Source organism: Flavobacterium aerium (genome assembly GCF_030766725.1).
In the GTDB taxonomy this organism is placed as follows: Bacteria; Bacteroidota; Bacteroidia; order Flavobacteriales; family Flavobacteriaceae; genus Flavobacterium; species Flavobacterium aerium.
In genome coordinates, this window is the sequence record NZ_JARQWR010000002.1 from 48139 (window position 1) to 63407 (window position 15269).

Below are 15269 nucleotides of genomic sequence, written 5' to 3' on the forward strand. Positions count from 1 at the left end.
ATTTTTTTTATGTTCAATAAAATAAATGCTTGGCTACATTTGTGGTTAGGTCTTGCGTCGGGAATCATTGTTGTAATCGTTAGTATTACAGGTTGTATCTTGGTTTTTGAACAGGAAATAGTTTCATTTTCCTCCCCATGGCTACACGTTGAAGAACAAGCTGCCGAAAAACAATTACCCCCTTCTGAAATTTATAATGCTGTAAAAACAGCAATGCCCGACAAAGAGGTGAAAAGTCTTTGGTATGAAGGATTAGATCGATCGATACAAGTTACTATCGATTCAGATTCATTGGTATATGTAAATCCCTATACCGCCAAAATCATGGCCGTTGTAGATCATGAAGACATTTTTCATATTGTAGAAGATGGACATTTCTATTTATGGCTTCCACGAGAAATAGGAGAGCAGTTCACAGGATGGGGAACCTTCATTTTCTTTCTACTAACGATCAGTGGATTAATCCTATGGTTTCCTAAAAAATGGAACAAAGCAAATAGAGATATGAGCTTTAAAATTAAATGGAAAGCCCGCTTTAAGCGTCTGAATTATGATTTGCATAATGTATTGGGTTTTTATTCTTTTCTACTAGCCTTAATCATGGCTTTTACAGCTTTAGTAATGAGTTTTAATTGGTTTCGTCAAAGTGCCTATTGGGCAAGTGGTGGATGGCAAGACAAAGAACAGAAAGAAGAACCCATTGCTGTTAAAGATTCTATCACTAAACCCGAAAGAGACAAATTAATTCTGGCAGATTCGATTTGGAAAAAAGTACGTCGAGATATTGCAGAGAAAGATAAAGAAGCAGTCATCATCAGTATTCAAGAAAAACCAGGAGAAAGTATATATGCCTGTACCGATATGCATAATGGAGCATGGCGTGATTTATATTTTGATCCACAAACACTTAAATTACTACCCGATACACAAAAAAGAATAGGAGATGAGCGTTTTGCTGATTGGCTTCGCCGATCGAATTACGGTTTGCATACAGGAACTGTAGGCGGATTAACTACAAAAATTTTATATTTCATTGCTAGTTTTATTTGTGCCAGCTTACCCATAACCGGATTTATTATTTGGTGGGGTAGAAAGAAAAAGAAGAAGAAAAGTCCTCAAAAAGGAAAAAAAGCTATTTGATACTAACCAGCCAATTAGACGTTTTAAATTAGTGGTAATTTAAATTTTTACTTTGCACAAATGAAAACCGCTTCAGGAAACTGAAGCGGTTTTTTAATTTTAAAAATAAATCAAGTGCTAATTTTTGATGATTTTCTTAGTGAATTCCTGATTATCAATCACAACATTCAGCATGTATACACCAGATGGAAATTTAGAAATATCGATTTCAACATCAGAAGAAGTATCATTATTACTTAGTTTCTGAGCAACCACTTTTCTACCCATAACATCATAGATTTCATAATGTCCTTCGTTAGTAATTGTACTGTTCAATGTAAGCATAAATTTGCCAGTGTTTGGATTAGGATAGATCTTAATGTCTAAATCCGATAAACCTACAGTAGCACTGTTACGAGCACCTGCACAACTAATAGCGGTTCTTGAAATGGTACCATTCGAGTTAGCCGTACTACCAGTAGCATTTTTGGCTTTAATAGAGTAAGTATATGTTGAACCTGCATTAATCAGATACGTATTCAAGAATGAATTACCTGTTAAATCAGGTGCATATAAATTACCATTTCTGTAAACATCATATGTAGTAGCATTAGACGATGTTGTCCAAGTTAAATTAATAGCGCTTTGCGTTCCGCTACAAGTAGTCGTTGCCGAAATAGTAAAACTACCCGGTGCAGCCGTAGCGCTACAGGTTAAGTTCAGGTCCGATTTTAAAGAATTAAAATAGGCTAAAGCAAAGTTATTTCTCCAACTGTCACTGTTTAATTTTGCAGCATCACCTGCTAAATCAACAAATCCAATTTCATTTAAACATGCAGTAGCCGAAGAGTAACGCAATACACCTAAATGATAATTTAAAAAGGTATTATCTTCTACACAACGACGATTCGCCCATGAACCATGTGTTACCATATCTGCCTGTATCTTTTTTGCGAAAGCGATATCTGGAGCTGTATTAGCATCATCATAGGTACAATAGAAAGTTTCTGTTCCGGTTCCACCACCTGCATTACAATGAATACTTAAGAAACGGTCAGCATTCCAGTTGTTAGACATTGTAGCACGTTGATTTACAGAAATCCATCCGTTTACATTGGTTGTACGTGTCATATGTGCTGTCCAAGTACAACTGTTTTGAATTAAGGTTCTGGTTTTTAGACCTACAGCAAGTGCAGTTTCTATTTCAGTAGCCGTTCTACCATCTGGATTATCACTGGTACTAGTACCATATCCATGTCCTGGATCAAGAACAATAATTTGAGCGTTCATTCCTAAAGTAAATAGTAATAAACCGAATATAAAAGTAATTTTTTTCATCTTATTTTAATTTTAGAGTTGCAGTAAAAATTCCTCCGCTTTTATCGTCAGCGAAAATAATTTTGTCTTTATAAACAGTAGGGTACATTTCAGCCAATACTTCAGTATTAGTAATCTTTTTCGTTTGTGCAGTTTCCACATTAAAAAGATATAATTCTGAATTTGTAACCACGTGTCCATCTCTGCTTTCGTCTAAAAATCCAATAAGCGCTTTGTCATCCTCTGTCCAAGCTGTAGCAATTCCAGTACCTACTTTTTTAGCTTTAAAACTATTGTCGATAGAATACACATAGATGTCAGCACCATTGTGTACCGCTACTTTTTTACCATCATGAGAAAGAATTGCATTGTAGAATTGTCCTTCATCTTCAGTAACCATCCATTGTTTTGAAGAAACTAAATCTTTAGCTTCAATTTTTAAGGTAGCAATGTTAGTATACACCACAATCTGTTGATCATTGTTAGTTTTACCTGTATATGAAGGTAAATAGTTGTGATCTACCTCTACAATTTTTGTGTAAGAGTTGTTGCGAACGTTGTAATTAACAACTTTGGAGTTAGAGTAATATTCATGCTCTGGTTTTTCTTTAAAATAAAAAGAATCTCCAGACAGATCCCAAGAATAGGCATAACCACTTCCTGATAAATCAGAAATTTTTTTTACACTATTATTCTTTAGCTCTAATAGATAAACCCCTTTAAGGTGCTCACCAGATAGTAATACAAATTCACCAGTGGGTGAGAATAATGGGTTCGTGTAAAAGCCATCAATGTCGATACGCTCGAGGCCATTAATTTTTTGTCCATAAATGGAAATGCTCAAGAATAATGAGCACAACATAAGTAATTTATTCATAATAAAGGATTTAGGTTAAATATAAAATTAACTTAAATTTTTATATAAATAATCCCTTATGTGTTAAATTATTAACATTAAGTGTTGTTGCTGAGGTTGTTAGTGTGATTGAAAGGTTTGTTTATGGTAAAGATATTAGTTTAGTAAGTAAGCTTACGAATGGCTTCCTTTCGCATAGTATCATCTATTTGAAGTTCATTTTTAATATAAGAATCGATACCGCCATATTTAGTATCAATAACCTCAAAAGCAGCATTCAAGTAACGTTCATCTACACGCATAAAGTTTAGAATCACATGCTGATTAAGACGGGGTTTAATCACTTTGGCTATTTTTATTTTACGTAGAATTTTTTCGGTTTTGCTTTTCAGAAAATGATTCGATAGCAAGTATTCATTTTTGATGGTTTCTCGATCTACATTCAAAATAGAAAAGATTAGAGCAGTTATAATTCCTGTGCGATCCTTCCCCGCAGAACAATGGTATAATACAGGAGTATCAGATTCAATCGTTTTATGGATAACAGCACGTAAGGAAGTTACATTGTCTGAAACGATGCTTTGGTACAACTTCATCATTAGCTGCAAAGATTCATCTTCGGTTATTTCACCATTGATGACTTTGTTACGCATTTTGGTAAACATATCACCATCATCTTCAATAGAAGGATAACTGAAATACTGTGCGGTACTAGGCAAATGATCTTCGTGACCTTTTATTTCTGTTTTAGTTCTTAAATCAATTACACTGCGGATATTCAGATTCTCGAATTTATCAAATTCTTTGTCTTGTAACTTAGAGAGATTGTCGGAACGGAAAATTTTACCCCACTGTACCGTTTTTCCATCTTTGGTTTTTATACCGCCTATATCTCTAAAATTAATGACTTTTTTAAAATCAATATGACGATTTGCAACAACTACTGTATCAGTAGGAGTGATTAAGTCAAAATAAGGACGTTGTTCCTGATTAGGAAGCTGAATTGTATGATCTTTCATAATATTATTTGGATTCCAAGAAGTAGGTTTGGCTTGAAGTTTAATTTGCGTAATTGGCATTTGAGGATCAATATATAAAGTATAATTTTCCTTTTTGTTGTCTACATAATTACTCTCTTTCAGTTGCTTATCAAAAGTGTTTGAAGGAAGTTTGACGCCACAGGAAACAATGGTTATTGAAAGGACCGAAATGCAAAGTAGATGCTTCATGAATGAAAGATAAAGAAATGTAGGCTGAAAGAAAAACAATTTGGATAAAATTAACGCACCAATTGTAAGATTAATACTAAAGATGTATAAAGGGAATGAAAGAATAAATTATAGGATGAGAATAAAATAAAATATTTTTCTAACTTCATAGTTTGACTATTACAGCAATTAAATAGATTAACGAAATGATAATTACTGACCGATTAATTTTATCAAGACCAGAAAAGAGTGATGTTGCCCGATATTTTGAAATAAATAGTGATCCTGCAACTAATATATTCAATCCACTTGGACCATTAAAAAACATTGAAGTAGCAGAGAATATTATGAGAGCTATTGTGGAACATTGGGAGAAATATAATTTTGGCGTTTGGAAAATTTCAGAAATAAAGAATCCAGAACATAGTATCGGTTTTGGAGGACTTAATTATAGGATGTATGGTGATGAATTAAAGCTAAATCTAGGATTCCGATTTGATGTTGCATTTTTTGGTAAAGGATATGCCACAGAACTAGCCAAAAGAGCTATTACATTTGCTTTTGAAGAATTAGAAGCAATAGAGGTTTTCGGACTTGTAAGGCCTAAAAATATTGCTTCAATTAATGTTTTGGAGAAATGCGGGTTTCTTTTAGAAGGAACACTTAATGATGTCCCAAAAGAAGAAGAAAGCTTAGTATATTGTAAAAGTCAGTAACTTCCTTAGGCATTTCAATATTATTTTAGAATTGAAGGAAATATACAGATTTGAAATTATTATGGATAATACGAAAATTAAAAAATCTAAGTTTAACTATTAGATATGATGTGAACTATTAAATTTTCCCTTTAGGAGTCATATTTGTGGGTAAACTATTGGATGACAATAAATAACGTATTAATTTTATAGATAGAAATACAAAGGCTCTATTATAGGTTTGTAAACGGCTAATACCAGAATAGATGACTATTGAAAAAATACAGCAGATTCTCACTTTTTTGGAAGCCAATTATGATCGACAAATCGATCCCTTGGAATTGGAAGAAATTTCCAATTATTCCTATCGAAATATACAACGTATTTTTAGCGCGATACTTCAGGAAACCATTGGAGATTTCTGTATTCGGCTAAAGCTTGAAAATGCCTATAAGAAATTGGTTTACACAGATCTTTCGATTGTTGAGGTTGCCTACGATGTAGGATATGGTAACAACCAATCTTTTGCCAAAGCCTTTAAGAATAAATTTCACATCACACCTCTACAAGCCAGACAAAGTAAGAAATCACTTTTTGAAGAATACATTCAGCACAAAAAAGAACAGGATTTCCCCATCAGTTTTGAGTATGTATACAAAGAACCTGTACACATTTATTACAAAACATTGATAAGTAATAATTATAATAATATGGCAATCAATGACTTTTGGGATGATATAATCGACGGAAATATAAGTATTCCAGTCTATAATACTTTTGGAATAATTGTAGATCAACCCATTATTTCAGATAAAGAGAAATCAAGATATGAAGCCGGTATTGACCAATGTGCTCATCCAAAATCATACCTTAAAAAAAGCATTTTTGGCGGTTGGTATGCCAAATATATACATGAAGGAAATTACGATACTATTGAGGAAACCTATCGTAAAATATACCATCGATGGCTGTATGAGAACAATTATGAGCTCGGTACATCCCCGATTATAGAACAGTATTATATCGATGAAAATTCAGGTACTGAATTAACAACAGAAATCTATGTTCCCATTCAACGAAAGTTGTCAAAATAAGACAATACTGTTATTCGAACTGGCCTTAGTTTTGCCTATCTAAAAAAACAATACAACATGGAAACTAAAATTTTATTTACAGTAATTGCAATGGCACTTTTTAATTCATGCAATACCGACGAAAGTACGACGGAGGTAATACCAACACCCGATCCGTCTCAAATTTTGTACAAGATGCCAGAAGAATCAGAACCACACGAAGGAACTTGGTTACAATGGCCACACCAATACCAACACGGTGTTACCTACAGAAATGATTTGGATGCGACATGGGTTGCGATGACCAAAGCCTTACAAGCTACTGAAAAAGTACACATTATTGCTTACAATGCTACCGAACAATCCAGAATCATAGCTTTATTAAATACTGCAAATGTTCCTTTGTCAAATGTTGATTTCAAAATCCAAAAAACAGACGATGTGTGGGTAAGAGACAACGGGCCAATTTATGTGCGTGACAAGCAAGGTAATTTAGTTATTGAAGACTGGGGGTTTAATGGTTGGGGAGGAAAATATGATTCGGCCAATTGTAATGCAGTACCAAGTTCAATAGGAGCTAGTACAGGAAAAACAGTAGTGAATTTGAACAGCGTAATGGTAAATGAAGGCGGTTCAGTTGAATTAGATGGACATGGTGTGCTAATGGCGACAAAAAGTGCGATCATCAGTCAGAGCCCAGCAAGTTCAGTCAGAAACCCAGGAATGAGTCAGGCGCAAGCGGAATCAAACTTCACAAAATACCTTGGAGCAACAAAATTCATTTGGTTAGAAGGAGGTTTTAGTGAAGATGATGTAACGGATATGCATATTGATGGAATTGCAAAATTTGTATCCAGTACAAAAATGGTCACCATGAACAATAACGATTTATCGGATTGGGGTCTTTCATCGACTGATATTACAACGCTATATGCAGCGTCCAATACAAGTAATCAAGTATATACTAAAGTAATCTTACCGCTAACCCAAAATAATGTAACGACACAAACTGGAGAACACTTATCCTACAAAGGAAGTTATATTAATTACTATGTAGCTAATGGTAAAGTTTTAGTGCCAAATTACAATGATCCTAACGATGCTGTAGCAAATTCAATTATTGCAGGCTTATACCCAGGCCGAACAGTAGTAGGGATTGATGTCCGAAACCTCTATGCTAATGGCGGAATGGTACATTGTGTTACACAACAGCAACCACAATAAAATGAATAATAGAAATCCTCAGTATAAGCTGGGGATTTTTTATGTATTTAACTTAAATTAAGGTTGTTGATCATAAATTGATACTAAATGATTGTAGAATACGTTTCTTGAATACGAACTAAATACTAAATAAGTATGAAAAAACAATTTTTAAACATTTTAATGGTATCATCCATTATTACCACTATTGCTTTTTTAATGGATGGTGATATAAAAGAACCTAGTATGTTAATGAGGTTTGTAGAGTTTTTCGGAATGGTTGGAATAGTATTTTTACTAACCTCAGTCGTTTACTTTATCTCTAGTTTTGTTCTTAAGAAAACTCAAAAAATGTTGAAATACTAAAGTCATTTGAAAAACCTTAAAATATATTTTAAGGTTTTTTTTATACACTATTTTGTATTCATAAAAACGAATAATTGTGCAAAGCTATAAAGCTTAAATTCCATTACTGTTAAAGAGCAAGCGCAAAGCAAACTATTCACTTTGCTTTACTAAATTTGTTTGATAGTACTTTTCTTTCCGAAGGAACGGAAAAGAGAATACAAATCATCCCATAGCGCTATAAAATGAAAGAAAACTTTAGTACAGCACAATATTACATCCTTGAAAATGAATCGGTAAAACTAATCCCGTTAGCCCTTTCCGATTACGACCATTTAAAACCCTTTGCTATTCAGGAACCCGAATTATGGAAATTCTCTTTGCATAATGCAGGAAGTGAAGAAGGGATGAAAACCTATATTGATTTGGCTTTAAAAGATAAAGAATCAGGAAAAGCCTATCCGTTTATTGTATTCGATAAAATACGCAATGAATATGCAGGATGTACACGACTGTATGATATCGATCACGTAAATAAAAATCTTTCTATTGGACACACTTGGTATGGCAAACAATTTCAAGGAACCGGACTTAACAAACACTGCAAATACCTACTTTTTGAATTTGTATTTGAACAAATAGCTTTCGAGCGTGTCGAATTCCGATTAGACAGTCAAAATGAACGAAGTATGAATGCGATTAAAAGCATTGGCTGTACCTATGAAGGTATTCTGCGTAGTAATGGCTATAAAATTGATGGTAGCCGAAGAGATTCTGCTGTGTTGAGTATTTTAAAGCAGGAATGGGTTGAATCTAAAAAAGAACTATTGAAAAACAAGCTTTAATATGGAGGTATTATTTGGGTTATTTTAAGTTCTATGAAAAATGTCTAAGATTAGGTTTTACTCCTGTTAGATTAGAAAATTTATCAGGAAGTAGAGCATGGATTAATCAATACAAGTAGTGAAAATAGTTATATATTCGCCGTCGAAAAACGCCTAATTAGGCTTCTATTTATTTTAAATTATTTTTATGAAAATAAAACTTTCACTTATTATCATTCTATCAATTTCAATGCTTTCTTTTGGCCAGGAATCTGTGAAAATTAAAAATGAAATCTCAAATTTATTTGCAAAGGCTGACAAAAAGAATCTTCAAAATGTGTTGCCCTTTGAAATAAATAACAGAACAGGTTTAATAGATGCTCATTCTAAAAAAACAATACTGAGTCCCATTGAAGAATTCCAAATTAATGTATTATTTAATCCCGTCATGAAAGGATATTATAAAGGCTATGAATTTGAAATTGACTCAAAAGATTTTAAAATAACAGTTACAAAAAATGCCACAGACACTATGGATTTAGTTCCTGTACTAGACTGTAGCCCGAGTGAAAATTCAAGGAATAACCCTATTGTTTCTACTGAAAATAATTTCAAAGGATTTTCAGTAGATGAAAAAGGAAATTTACAAAACTGTTCGGATATTTATAAAGAGGGGAGTTTTAAGGATGTTTATCCTTTTAAATATAAAGGAAAATATTATGCAATAGCAAAAAAGAAAATGACCCATGGTGAGAAACGATATGGTATAATAGATACAGAAGGAAATTCTTTGCCAGGATTTGATTTTATTCATGAAGGAATATCGTTGAACGAATTAGCAAGTAATGATGACAATGCTTGGTTTATTATTAATGGACAACAAAATTATTCTTGTGATAAATTACTAGAGAAAGCATCCTTTATGAGCATAAAAGGAGAAGAGAAATTAAAAGGAGAATTTCCGAACTATCCTTCTGCGGATATATTTGGAATAGAAGCAAATGCTTCAGGATGTCTTACTTTTACAGGAGTTCTGGATGTTGAAAAAATGGAATGGATCGTGAAGCCACAGTCAAAAATAAAAATCAGATGGATGGATTATACTTCTAAAGTTGCTTTAAATATTAAAAATACTCAAGATAAATCAAAAGCGAAAATCTATGTCAAGGTATTAGATGATGATGCTATTTATTACATGGATCTAGATTTAAAAAACAAATACTTTCCTATAAAAAAATCATAAGTATTTTGAGTGTAATCATTACTATAATACATACGTATGATTTATAAAAACAGAAAAAGCTTCAGTTTTTACTGAAGCTTTTTCTGTTCTGAATGATAAGATATACCTTTACAGCAGTATAAAACGACTGTGTAAATGGAGATGAAATTAATCTATACTAGTCCTGAAATTAGTTTTATATTAGCCACCATAAAGAAAGCAAATAGCGGAAAATTTATCATAAATCTATGATCAAATGAAAATGAAGAATAAAGTCCAAGTTTTGAGGGAAGAAAAAAACATGACTCAAACTGAACTTGCAGAAAAATCAGGACTTTCATTAAGAACAATTCAAAGGATTGAAGCAGGTAATATCCCAAAAGGTTTTACTTTAAAATCCATTGCCCAATCTTTGGAAACCAAACCAGAAAATCTAATATCTACTCTTGACGAGAATACTAAAATAGACAGAGCAAAATTAATTAATCTTTCTGCTTTGTTGGGACTTCTCATTCCATTTGGAAATATTGTTTTTCCTTTAATTTTAACCTACAAAACAAAAGATCCAATAAATAAAGAACTTGGAAAAAGTATAGTAAGTATTCAAATTCTTTTGACAATCATTCTCTCCGTTTTGATGATTATAAGCCCATTCATTCAAAAAGCATTATCAATAAAATTTCCTTTATTTATTCTCTTCTTAATTGCTCTTATAGGTTTAAAACTATTTGTGATTATCAAGAATGGAATTAGTTTGAATCAAAAAGGGGATTTGTGTATTAAATTGAAAACCAGTTTTTTATAATTATAGTCGTAAAATTGACGTAAAAATGTCATATTGTTTTTGCTAGAAAATCGATTTTTAAAGCGGAATCTTGCAAGAAAAACAACAGTATGAAATTATTTAAAAAAATTACATTGGTTATTGTAATCAGTACCGTTTTATCATTGCTCGGTGGCTATTTTTATTTTGATCAAAAATTTACACCACCAGAAAATGATTTGAATGTTTCCGGCTTTACAAAAGACATTTCAATGAGATGGGTTTCTAGTGAGGAGAATCCTTATTCTGCGACTCTTTTGCCTGTACAAATTAAAGGAATTGATAAAACATTTTATATGCAATTGGATTCCGGATCACCAATTACTTTGTTCTATAAAAAATCGTTAGAATCGATCCAATCAAAGCTACAACACTCGTTTAAATTTAATACAGATCAAAATCAGATTTCAATACATTTCAATATCGGAACTATGAGTATTGTTTCAGATCATTTTAAAGTATTAAATTATGGCAATATAATAGATTTGAATAATCCAAATGCGGAGAATATCATTGGTACAATTGGAACAGATTTATTAGAGAGACGAGTAACGATTCTCGATTTTAAAAATAATCTGTGTTCATTCGTAGAGGATATAAAGGGAGAGGAGTTTACCGAATTTGAATTTAAAAAACGGAAGATTATCTTTCCAGCAACAATTGGGGATGAAAAGCTAAAATTGCTGTACGATTCAGGAACAAGCGGTTATGAATTGATTACGAATAAAGAAGAATGGGAAAAATATAAAACTCAAAATAGTAAGCCTAGCATAGAAAAAGGAAATTCTTGGGGAAATATGTTAACCGTTATTTCCGCAGCAACTAAGAACACTATAAAGATTGGAAATCAAGACCTAAAACTTTCAGAGGTAACCTATGTTGAAGGCACTTCACAAATTCAGAATCTATTAATGAAAACTTCTGGAATGCAAGGAATGATAGGAAATAAGCTCTTCTTAAATCACAAACTAATTTTAGATTGTAAGAATAAAAAATTCAAAGTAGAATAGAAATGTTTACAAATTTATAGAACTGACTACGCTGAAGAAAAACCTCATTGATGTTAACTCAATTCAATAACCATTAGTTATAAAATTTGGTCAATTTTTATTAAGTTAAATCTTGTGTCCATTTTTATAAAGTCTTCCATCATTGCAGCATGTCCTGCGCCAACAATTATTATTATATTTTTGTCAGTCGTAGTAACTTGATTTTGAATATTCGCGTACATAATTAGATTTCTTTTGTACCAAGCTGAAACAAGGTCTGAACCAAAAAAATCAGGATCTTTATTTATTCTGTTGAGAAATGAAATATATAAACCTTTATTTAATTGATACTGTTCTTCAGAATTTAAACATTTATAAACGTTTTCTAATGTGTTTTTGCTTAAACAATCATTAAAAAAAGTTCCTAGTTTAGCAATTTCTACATTGTAATCAGAATAATTGAAAGTTGAATTGGCTTCTAATTTTGATTTTATTAAGTTAAATCGAATAGGAACTTTATCATAATCTATTGGATAAATACTATCATTTTTTGCCCTATTAGCCAGACGGAAGCCTAATTGAAATATTTCATTTTCGGTATAAAATCGTTTGTAATAAGCATCTAATGCATCAATGTTATAAAATGGTTTGTCATTTTTATACAAATTAAACATTTCATTTAACGATTTTTTTTTAGCAAAGTCACTTTCTACAAATACTTTACTAGGTTTATATTTTTTGATTAATTTATTGGTAATTCGTTCAAGTGCTTCTTGGTTTTCTTGTGATAAAATATTTCTCTCTTTCACTTTTGCCTCGTCAGAACCAGGATTGTTAAAGTGATAAGTTCCAATTAAAACAACATTGATTTTTGATTTGGTTTGACTAAAAGTGTAAATAGAAAAAAGTGTAAAAAAAAGTGTAAAAAATGTTTTCATTATATTGCCGATAATTTTTTATTTCGTACTGTTGTTTTAAAATTTCCGTTAACTAGCTCTTTTACGTAATGTATCGTAAAGTTTCACAATACTACACAAAAAAAAGAATAGTAAGATGGGTTTTCCGTAAATTAATATTTCTTTTTTTTATGTAATGTAACACCTAATACATGCTAGCCATTTTAGTATTAAATTCTATTAAAAAGATTGTATACTTTTTAACACTATATTTTTTTGAAAAATGATGGGTTTTGAAGATTTCTTGTCAGCTTATAGTATTTTCAAAGATTTACCAATTTTTATAAATGTTTGCCTATGACTTAATAGAAATAAAAAAAGCCTCAGTTTTCACTGAAGCTTTTGTGTTGTGGGCGATAAGGGATTCGAACCCCTGACCCTCTGGGTGTAAACCAGATGCTCTGAACCAACTGAGCTAATCGCCCTAATCATTTACTGATTGCGAGTGCAAATATACACATGTTATTTAGATCTGCAAGCGTATTGGTAAGAAAAATTATTATTTTTTTATGTCTTTTAAAAAAATACGATCAGACATATTTACGATTTCTAATGTAATAGGTTCGTTCTTAGTTGTTTTACCTTCGATGATGTATAATTTACCATTATCATCAGGGACATTACTTTTTCCAAAATCTACATCACCAAACTCCAATGTATTGCGAATATCAACTGTGTCAACCTCTTTATTGGATAATTTTAGGATTGTAGCATCCGAATAAACAACAGGTTTTTGTCTAAGATCATTTAAAACTCTTTGATTTGGAAAATAGCTGCAACGCGTGTGTTTACCGCTTAAAAAGAACAATAAAAATACGATACCTATACTAAACCCAAGCATATAATATGCTAATCTGTGAACAAACTTCATTTGGAATAAATTTTATAAAAATAATTGTGCGGCAAAAGTAAGCAATTCTAACTGAAGCAGAATTGAATCGGAGTGATTTTACTAAAGAATTGGGAGTATTTTAAAATACAATCAGGTTAATGTCGCTATAGGATAATGTAAACCACTCTGAAATCGCTTTATTCGTCAAAATCCCATGATACATATAGATCCCATGTTTTAGTCCCTGTGTGCAACGTATGGCGCTTTCTATACCGCCATCTTCAGCAATCTGAAGAAGGTAGGGAGTAAGAATGTTACTAATGGTTAGAGAAGCTGTTTTGGAATAACGGGAAGGAATATTGGGAACACAATAATGGATTACATTATTCTTGATGAATGTTGGTTTTTCATGCGTAGTTACTTCCGAAGTTTCAAAGCATCCGCCAGTATCAATACTAACATCGACAATTACAGCTCCTTTTTTCATATGCTCAACCATCGTTTCAGAAACGACAACAGGGCAACGATCCTTTCCTCTCATAGCACCAATAGCGACATCACAACGACGTAAAGCTTTCAGTAAACCTTTGTCTTGAATTGTTGAAGTGAAAATACGTTGATTTAAAGTATTGTGTAAACGTCTTAGTTTTGTAATCGAATTATCAAAAACTTTGACAGTGGCGCCAAGGCCTAATGCAGTACGGGCAGCATATTCGCCAACAGTTCCTGCACCTAGAATAACAACTTCTGTAGGAGGAACACCTGTTATATTTCCAAAAAGTAATCCTTTTCCAAATTTTTGATTAATCATCAATTCTGCAGCGATAAGTACAGAAGCTGTACCTGCAATCTCACTGAGTGATTTTACAGCTGGGTAAGAACCATCATCATCCCGAATAAATTCAAAGGCTAAAGCTGTAATTCGTTTTTTTGATAAGGTTTCAAAGTAACTCTTTTTCTGTGTTTTGAGTTGAATTGCCGAGATAATTAACGCATCCGGTATCATCATTTCAATTTCCTCAATCGTAGGCGGTTCCACTTTTAAGATTAAAGGGCAACTGAATACTTTTTTAGTATCCTGTGTAATTTCTGCACCGGCTTCACTATATTCCCGATCCGTATAACTAGAACTCTCTCCGGCACCGGCTTCCATAAGCACACGATGACCGTGTGACGTTAAAGAATTAACACCATCTGGAGTTAAACAAATTCGTCGTTCCTGATAAGACGTTTCTTTAGGAACGCCAATAAAAAGTTCACTCTTATGTCTAGCAATTTCAAGCTTCTCTTCTTGAGGAAGCAATTGGGATTTAGTGAAGGGGGTTATAGACATAGCACTGTTATGAAAAATTGATACAAATTACGAAAAAAAATGTTTAACAGCCCGTTATTTCAATAACAAATTTCGCTTCCCTTGAGAGGCTAGTTTTATTTTGATTGTGGTATGATCAGTTGGAATCAAATTAGGAATTCTTTCAGGCCATTCAATAAAACACCATTCATCGGAATATAAATATTCATCAATTCCCATATCGTAAGCTTCTTCTTCTTTGTTTAATCGATACAAGTCAAAGTGATAAATACGATCTCCATTTTCAGTTTCGTATTCGTTGACTAATGAAAATGTAGGACTACTGGTAGCTCCTCTAACGCCGAATGCTTTGGCTAAAGCTTTAATCAAAGTAGTTTTACCAACTCCCATGTCACCGTGAAACACGATGACTTTGTTAGGGTTACTGGCAATAATTTGTTGTGCTACCTGGTCAATTTCGGCAAGCGAAAATAATATTTCCATTAAAAATAGATG

The 15269-nt window shown here is 32.4% G+C and carries 16 protein-coding genes and 1 tRNA gene; 9 read left to right on the forward strand and 8 right to left on the reverse strand.

The window, feature by feature from the left end:
* The first annotated feature begins 9 nt into the window (after positions 1–9).
* Positions 10–1140 (forward strand): PepSY-associated TM helix domain-containing protein, encoded by a 1131-nt coding sequence (locus tag P6733_RS02800; protein WP_306350081.1) that lies wholly within the window; start codon positions 10–12, stop codon positions 1138–1140.
* Positions 1141–1257: 117 nt separating this feature from the next.
* Here the strand turns inward: P6733_RS02800 and P6733_RS02805 are convergent, their stop codons facing one another.
* The 3 genes from P6733_RS02805 to P6733_RS02815 form a co-directional block, all read right to left on the reverse strand.
* Complete coding sequence (locus P6733_RS02805) at positions 1258–2457, reverse strand: N-acetylmuramoyl-L-alanine amidase (protein WP_306350082.1); 1200 nt, start codon at positions 2455–2457, stop codon at positions 1258–1260.
* Between the two features lies 1 nt (position 2458).
* Positions 2459–3313: a TolB family protein gene (locus P6733_RS02810; protein ID WP_306350083.1), complete on the reverse strand. Its 855-nt coding sequence runs from the start codon at positions 3311–3313 to the stop codon at positions 2459–2461.
* 140 nt (positions 3314–3453) lie between these two features.
* Positions 3454–4521 (reverse strand): tyrosine-protein phosphatase, encoded by a 1068-nt coding sequence (locus P6733_RS02815; protein WP_306350084.1) that lies wholly within the window; start codon positions 4519–4521, stop codon positions 3454–3456.
* Positions 4522–4706: 185 nt separating this feature from the next.
* On the opposite strand from P6733_RS02815, the gene P6733_RS02820 reads away from it, so the two are divergent.
* The 8 genes from P6733_RS02820 to P6733_RS02855 all read left to right on the forward strand — a co-directional run bounded on the left by P6733_RS02820 (position 4707) and on the right by P6733_RS02855 (position 11695).
* Entirely contained in the window at positions 4707–5216 is a 510-nt protein-coding gene (locus P6733_RS02820; protein ID WP_306350085.1) for a GNAT family N-acetyltransferase, read from the forward strand.
* Between the two features lie 245 nt (positions 5217–5461).
* On the forward strand, positions 5462–6289 hold the full coding sequence (locus tag P6733_RS02825) for an AraC family transcriptional regulator (RefSeq protein ID WP_306350086.1): 828 nt from the start codon (positions 5462–5464) through the stop codon (positions 6287–6289).
* Positions 6290–6346: 57 nt separating this feature from the next.
* Positions 6347–7492 (forward strand): agmatine deiminase family protein, encoded by a 1146-nt coding sequence (locus P6733_RS02830; protein ID WP_306350087.1) that lies wholly within the window; start codon positions 6347–6349, stop codon positions 7490–7492.
* 135 nt (positions 7493–7627) lie between these two features.
* A complete protein-coding gene (locus tag P6733_RS02835) occupies positions 7628–7837 on the forward strand; it encodes a hypothetical protein (RefSeq protein WP_306350088.1) in 210 nt (69 codons plus the stop codon).
* Positions 7838–8061: 224 nt separating this feature from the next.
* A complete protein-coding gene (locus tag P6733_RS02840) occupies positions 8062–8661 on the forward strand; it encodes a GNAT family N-acetyltransferase (RefSeq protein ID WP_306350089.1) in 600 nt (199 codons plus the stop codon).
* Between the two features lie 187 nt (positions 8662–8848).
* Complete coding sequence (locus P6733_RS02845) at positions 8849–9883, forward strand: hypothetical protein (protein ID WP_306350090.1); 1035 nt, start codon at positions 8849–8851, stop codon at positions 9881–9883.
* Between the two features lie 235 nt (positions 9884–10118).
* Positions 10119–10667, forward strand: a complete 549-nt coding sequence (locus P6733_RS02850) for a helix-turn-helix domain-containing protein (protein WP_306350091.1) — start codon at positions 10119–10121, stop codon at positions 10665–10667.
* Between the two features lie 89 nt (positions 10668–10756).
* Entirely contained in the window at positions 10757–11695 is a 939-nt protein-coding gene (locus tag P6733_RS02855; RefSeq protein ID WP_306350092.1) for a hypothetical protein, read from the forward strand.
* A gap of 77 nt (positions 11696–11772) precedes the next feature.
* Here the strand turns inward: P6733_RS02855 and P6733_RS02860 are convergent, their stop codons facing one another.
* The 5 genes from P6733_RS02860 to tsaE form a co-directional block, all read right to left on the reverse strand.
* Positions 11773–12612 carry a DUF5694 domain-containing protein gene (locus P6733_RS02860; protein ID WP_306350093.1) on the reverse strand — a complete coding sequence of 280 codons (840 nt, stop codon included), beginning with the start codon at positions 12610–12612 and terminating at the stop codon, positions 11773–11775.
* A 368-nt stretch (positions 12613–12980) separates the two neighbouring features.
* A tRNA-Val gene (locus tag P6733_RS02865) sits at positions 12981–13055 on the reverse strand.
* A 74-nt stretch (positions 13056–13129) separates the two neighbouring features.
* Positions 13130–13501 carry a DUF4258 domain-containing protein gene (locus P6733_RS02870; protein WP_306350094.1) on the reverse strand — a complete coding sequence of 124 codons (372 nt, stop codon included), beginning with the start codon at positions 13499–13501 and terminating at the stop codon, positions 13130–13132.
* Between the two features lie 100 nt (positions 13502–13601).
* Positions 13602–14795, reverse strand: a complete 1194-nt coding sequence (locus P6733_RS02875; protein WP_306350095.1) for an alanine dehydrogenase — start codon at positions 14793–14795, stop codon at positions 13602–13604.
* Positions 14796–14849: 54 nt separating this feature from the next.
* The gene (gene tsaE / locus P6733_RS02880) at positions 14850–15257 is read right to left on the reverse strand and encodes a tRNA (adenosine(37)-N6)-threonylcarbamoyltransferase complex ATPase subunit type 1 TsaE (RefSeq protein WP_306350096.1); all 408 of its coding nucleotides are present in this window, start codon (positions 15255–15257) and stop codon (positions 14850–14852) included.
* Positions 15258–15269 lie beyond the last annotated feature (12 nt).

Bases quoted from the DNA above. Each gene is read 5' to 3' on its own strand.
- P6733_RS02800 (WP_306350081.1), top strand. From the start codon at position 10: ATGTTCAATAAAATAAATGCTTGGCTACATTTGTGGTTAGGTCTTGCG.
- P6733_RS02805 (WP_306350082.1), bottom strand. From the start codon at position 2,457: ATGAAAAAAATTACTTTTATATTCGGTTTATTACTATTTACTTTAGGA.
- P6733_RS02810 (WP_306350083.1), bottom strand. From the start codon at position 3,313: ATGAATAAATTACTTATGTTGTGCTCATTATTCTTGAGCATTTCCATT.
- P6733_RS02815 (WP_306350084.1), bottom strand. From the start codon at position 4,521: ATGAAGCATCTACTTTGCATTTCGGTCCTTTCAATAACCATTGTTTCC.
- P6733_RS02820 (WP_306350085.1), top strand. From the start codon at position 4,707: ATGATAATTACTGACCGATTAATTTTATCAAGACCAGAAAAGAGTGAT.
- P6733_RS02825 (WP_306350086.1), top strand. From the start codon at position 5,462: ATGACTATTGAAAAAATACAGCAGATTCTCACTTTTTTGGAAGCCAAT.
- P6733_RS02830 (WP_306350087.1), top strand. From the start codon at position 6,347: ATGGAAACTAAAATTTTATTTACAGTAATTGCAATGGCACTTTTTAAT.
- P6733_RS02835 (WP_306350088.1), top strand. From the start codon at position 7,628: ATGAAAAAACAATTTTTAAACATTTTAATGGTATCATCCATTATTACC.
- P6733_RS02840 (WP_306350089.1), top strand. From the start codon at position 8,062: ATGAAAGAAAACTTTAGTACAGCACAATATTACATCCTTGAAAATGAA.
- P6733_RS02845 (WP_306350090.1), top strand. From the start codon at position 8,849: ATGAAAATAAAACTTTCACTTATTATCATTCTATCAATTTCAATGCTT.
- P6733_RS02850 (WP_306350091.1), top strand. From the start codon at position 10,119: ATGAAAATGAAGAATAAAGTCCAAGTTTTGAGGGAAGAAAAAAACATG.
- P6733_RS02855 (WP_306350092.1), top strand. From the start codon at position 10,757: ATGAAATTATTTAAAAAAATTACATTGGTTATTGTAATCAGTACCGTT.
- P6733_RS02860 (WP_306350093.1), bottom strand. From the start codon at position 12,612: ATGAAAACATTTTTTACACTTTTTTTTACACTTTTTTCTATTTACACT.
- P6733_RS02870 (WP_306350094.1), bottom strand. From the start codon at position 13,501: ATGAAGTTTGTTCACAGATTAGCATATTATATGCTTGGGTTTAGTATA.
- P6733_RS02875 (WP_306350095.1), bottom strand. From the start codon at position 14,795: ATGTCTATAACCCCCTTCACTAAATCCCAATTGCTTCCTCAAGAAGAG.
- tsaE (WP_306350096.1), bottom strand. From the start codon at position 15,257: ATGGAAATATTATTTTCGCTTGCCGAAATTGACCAGGTAGCACAACAA.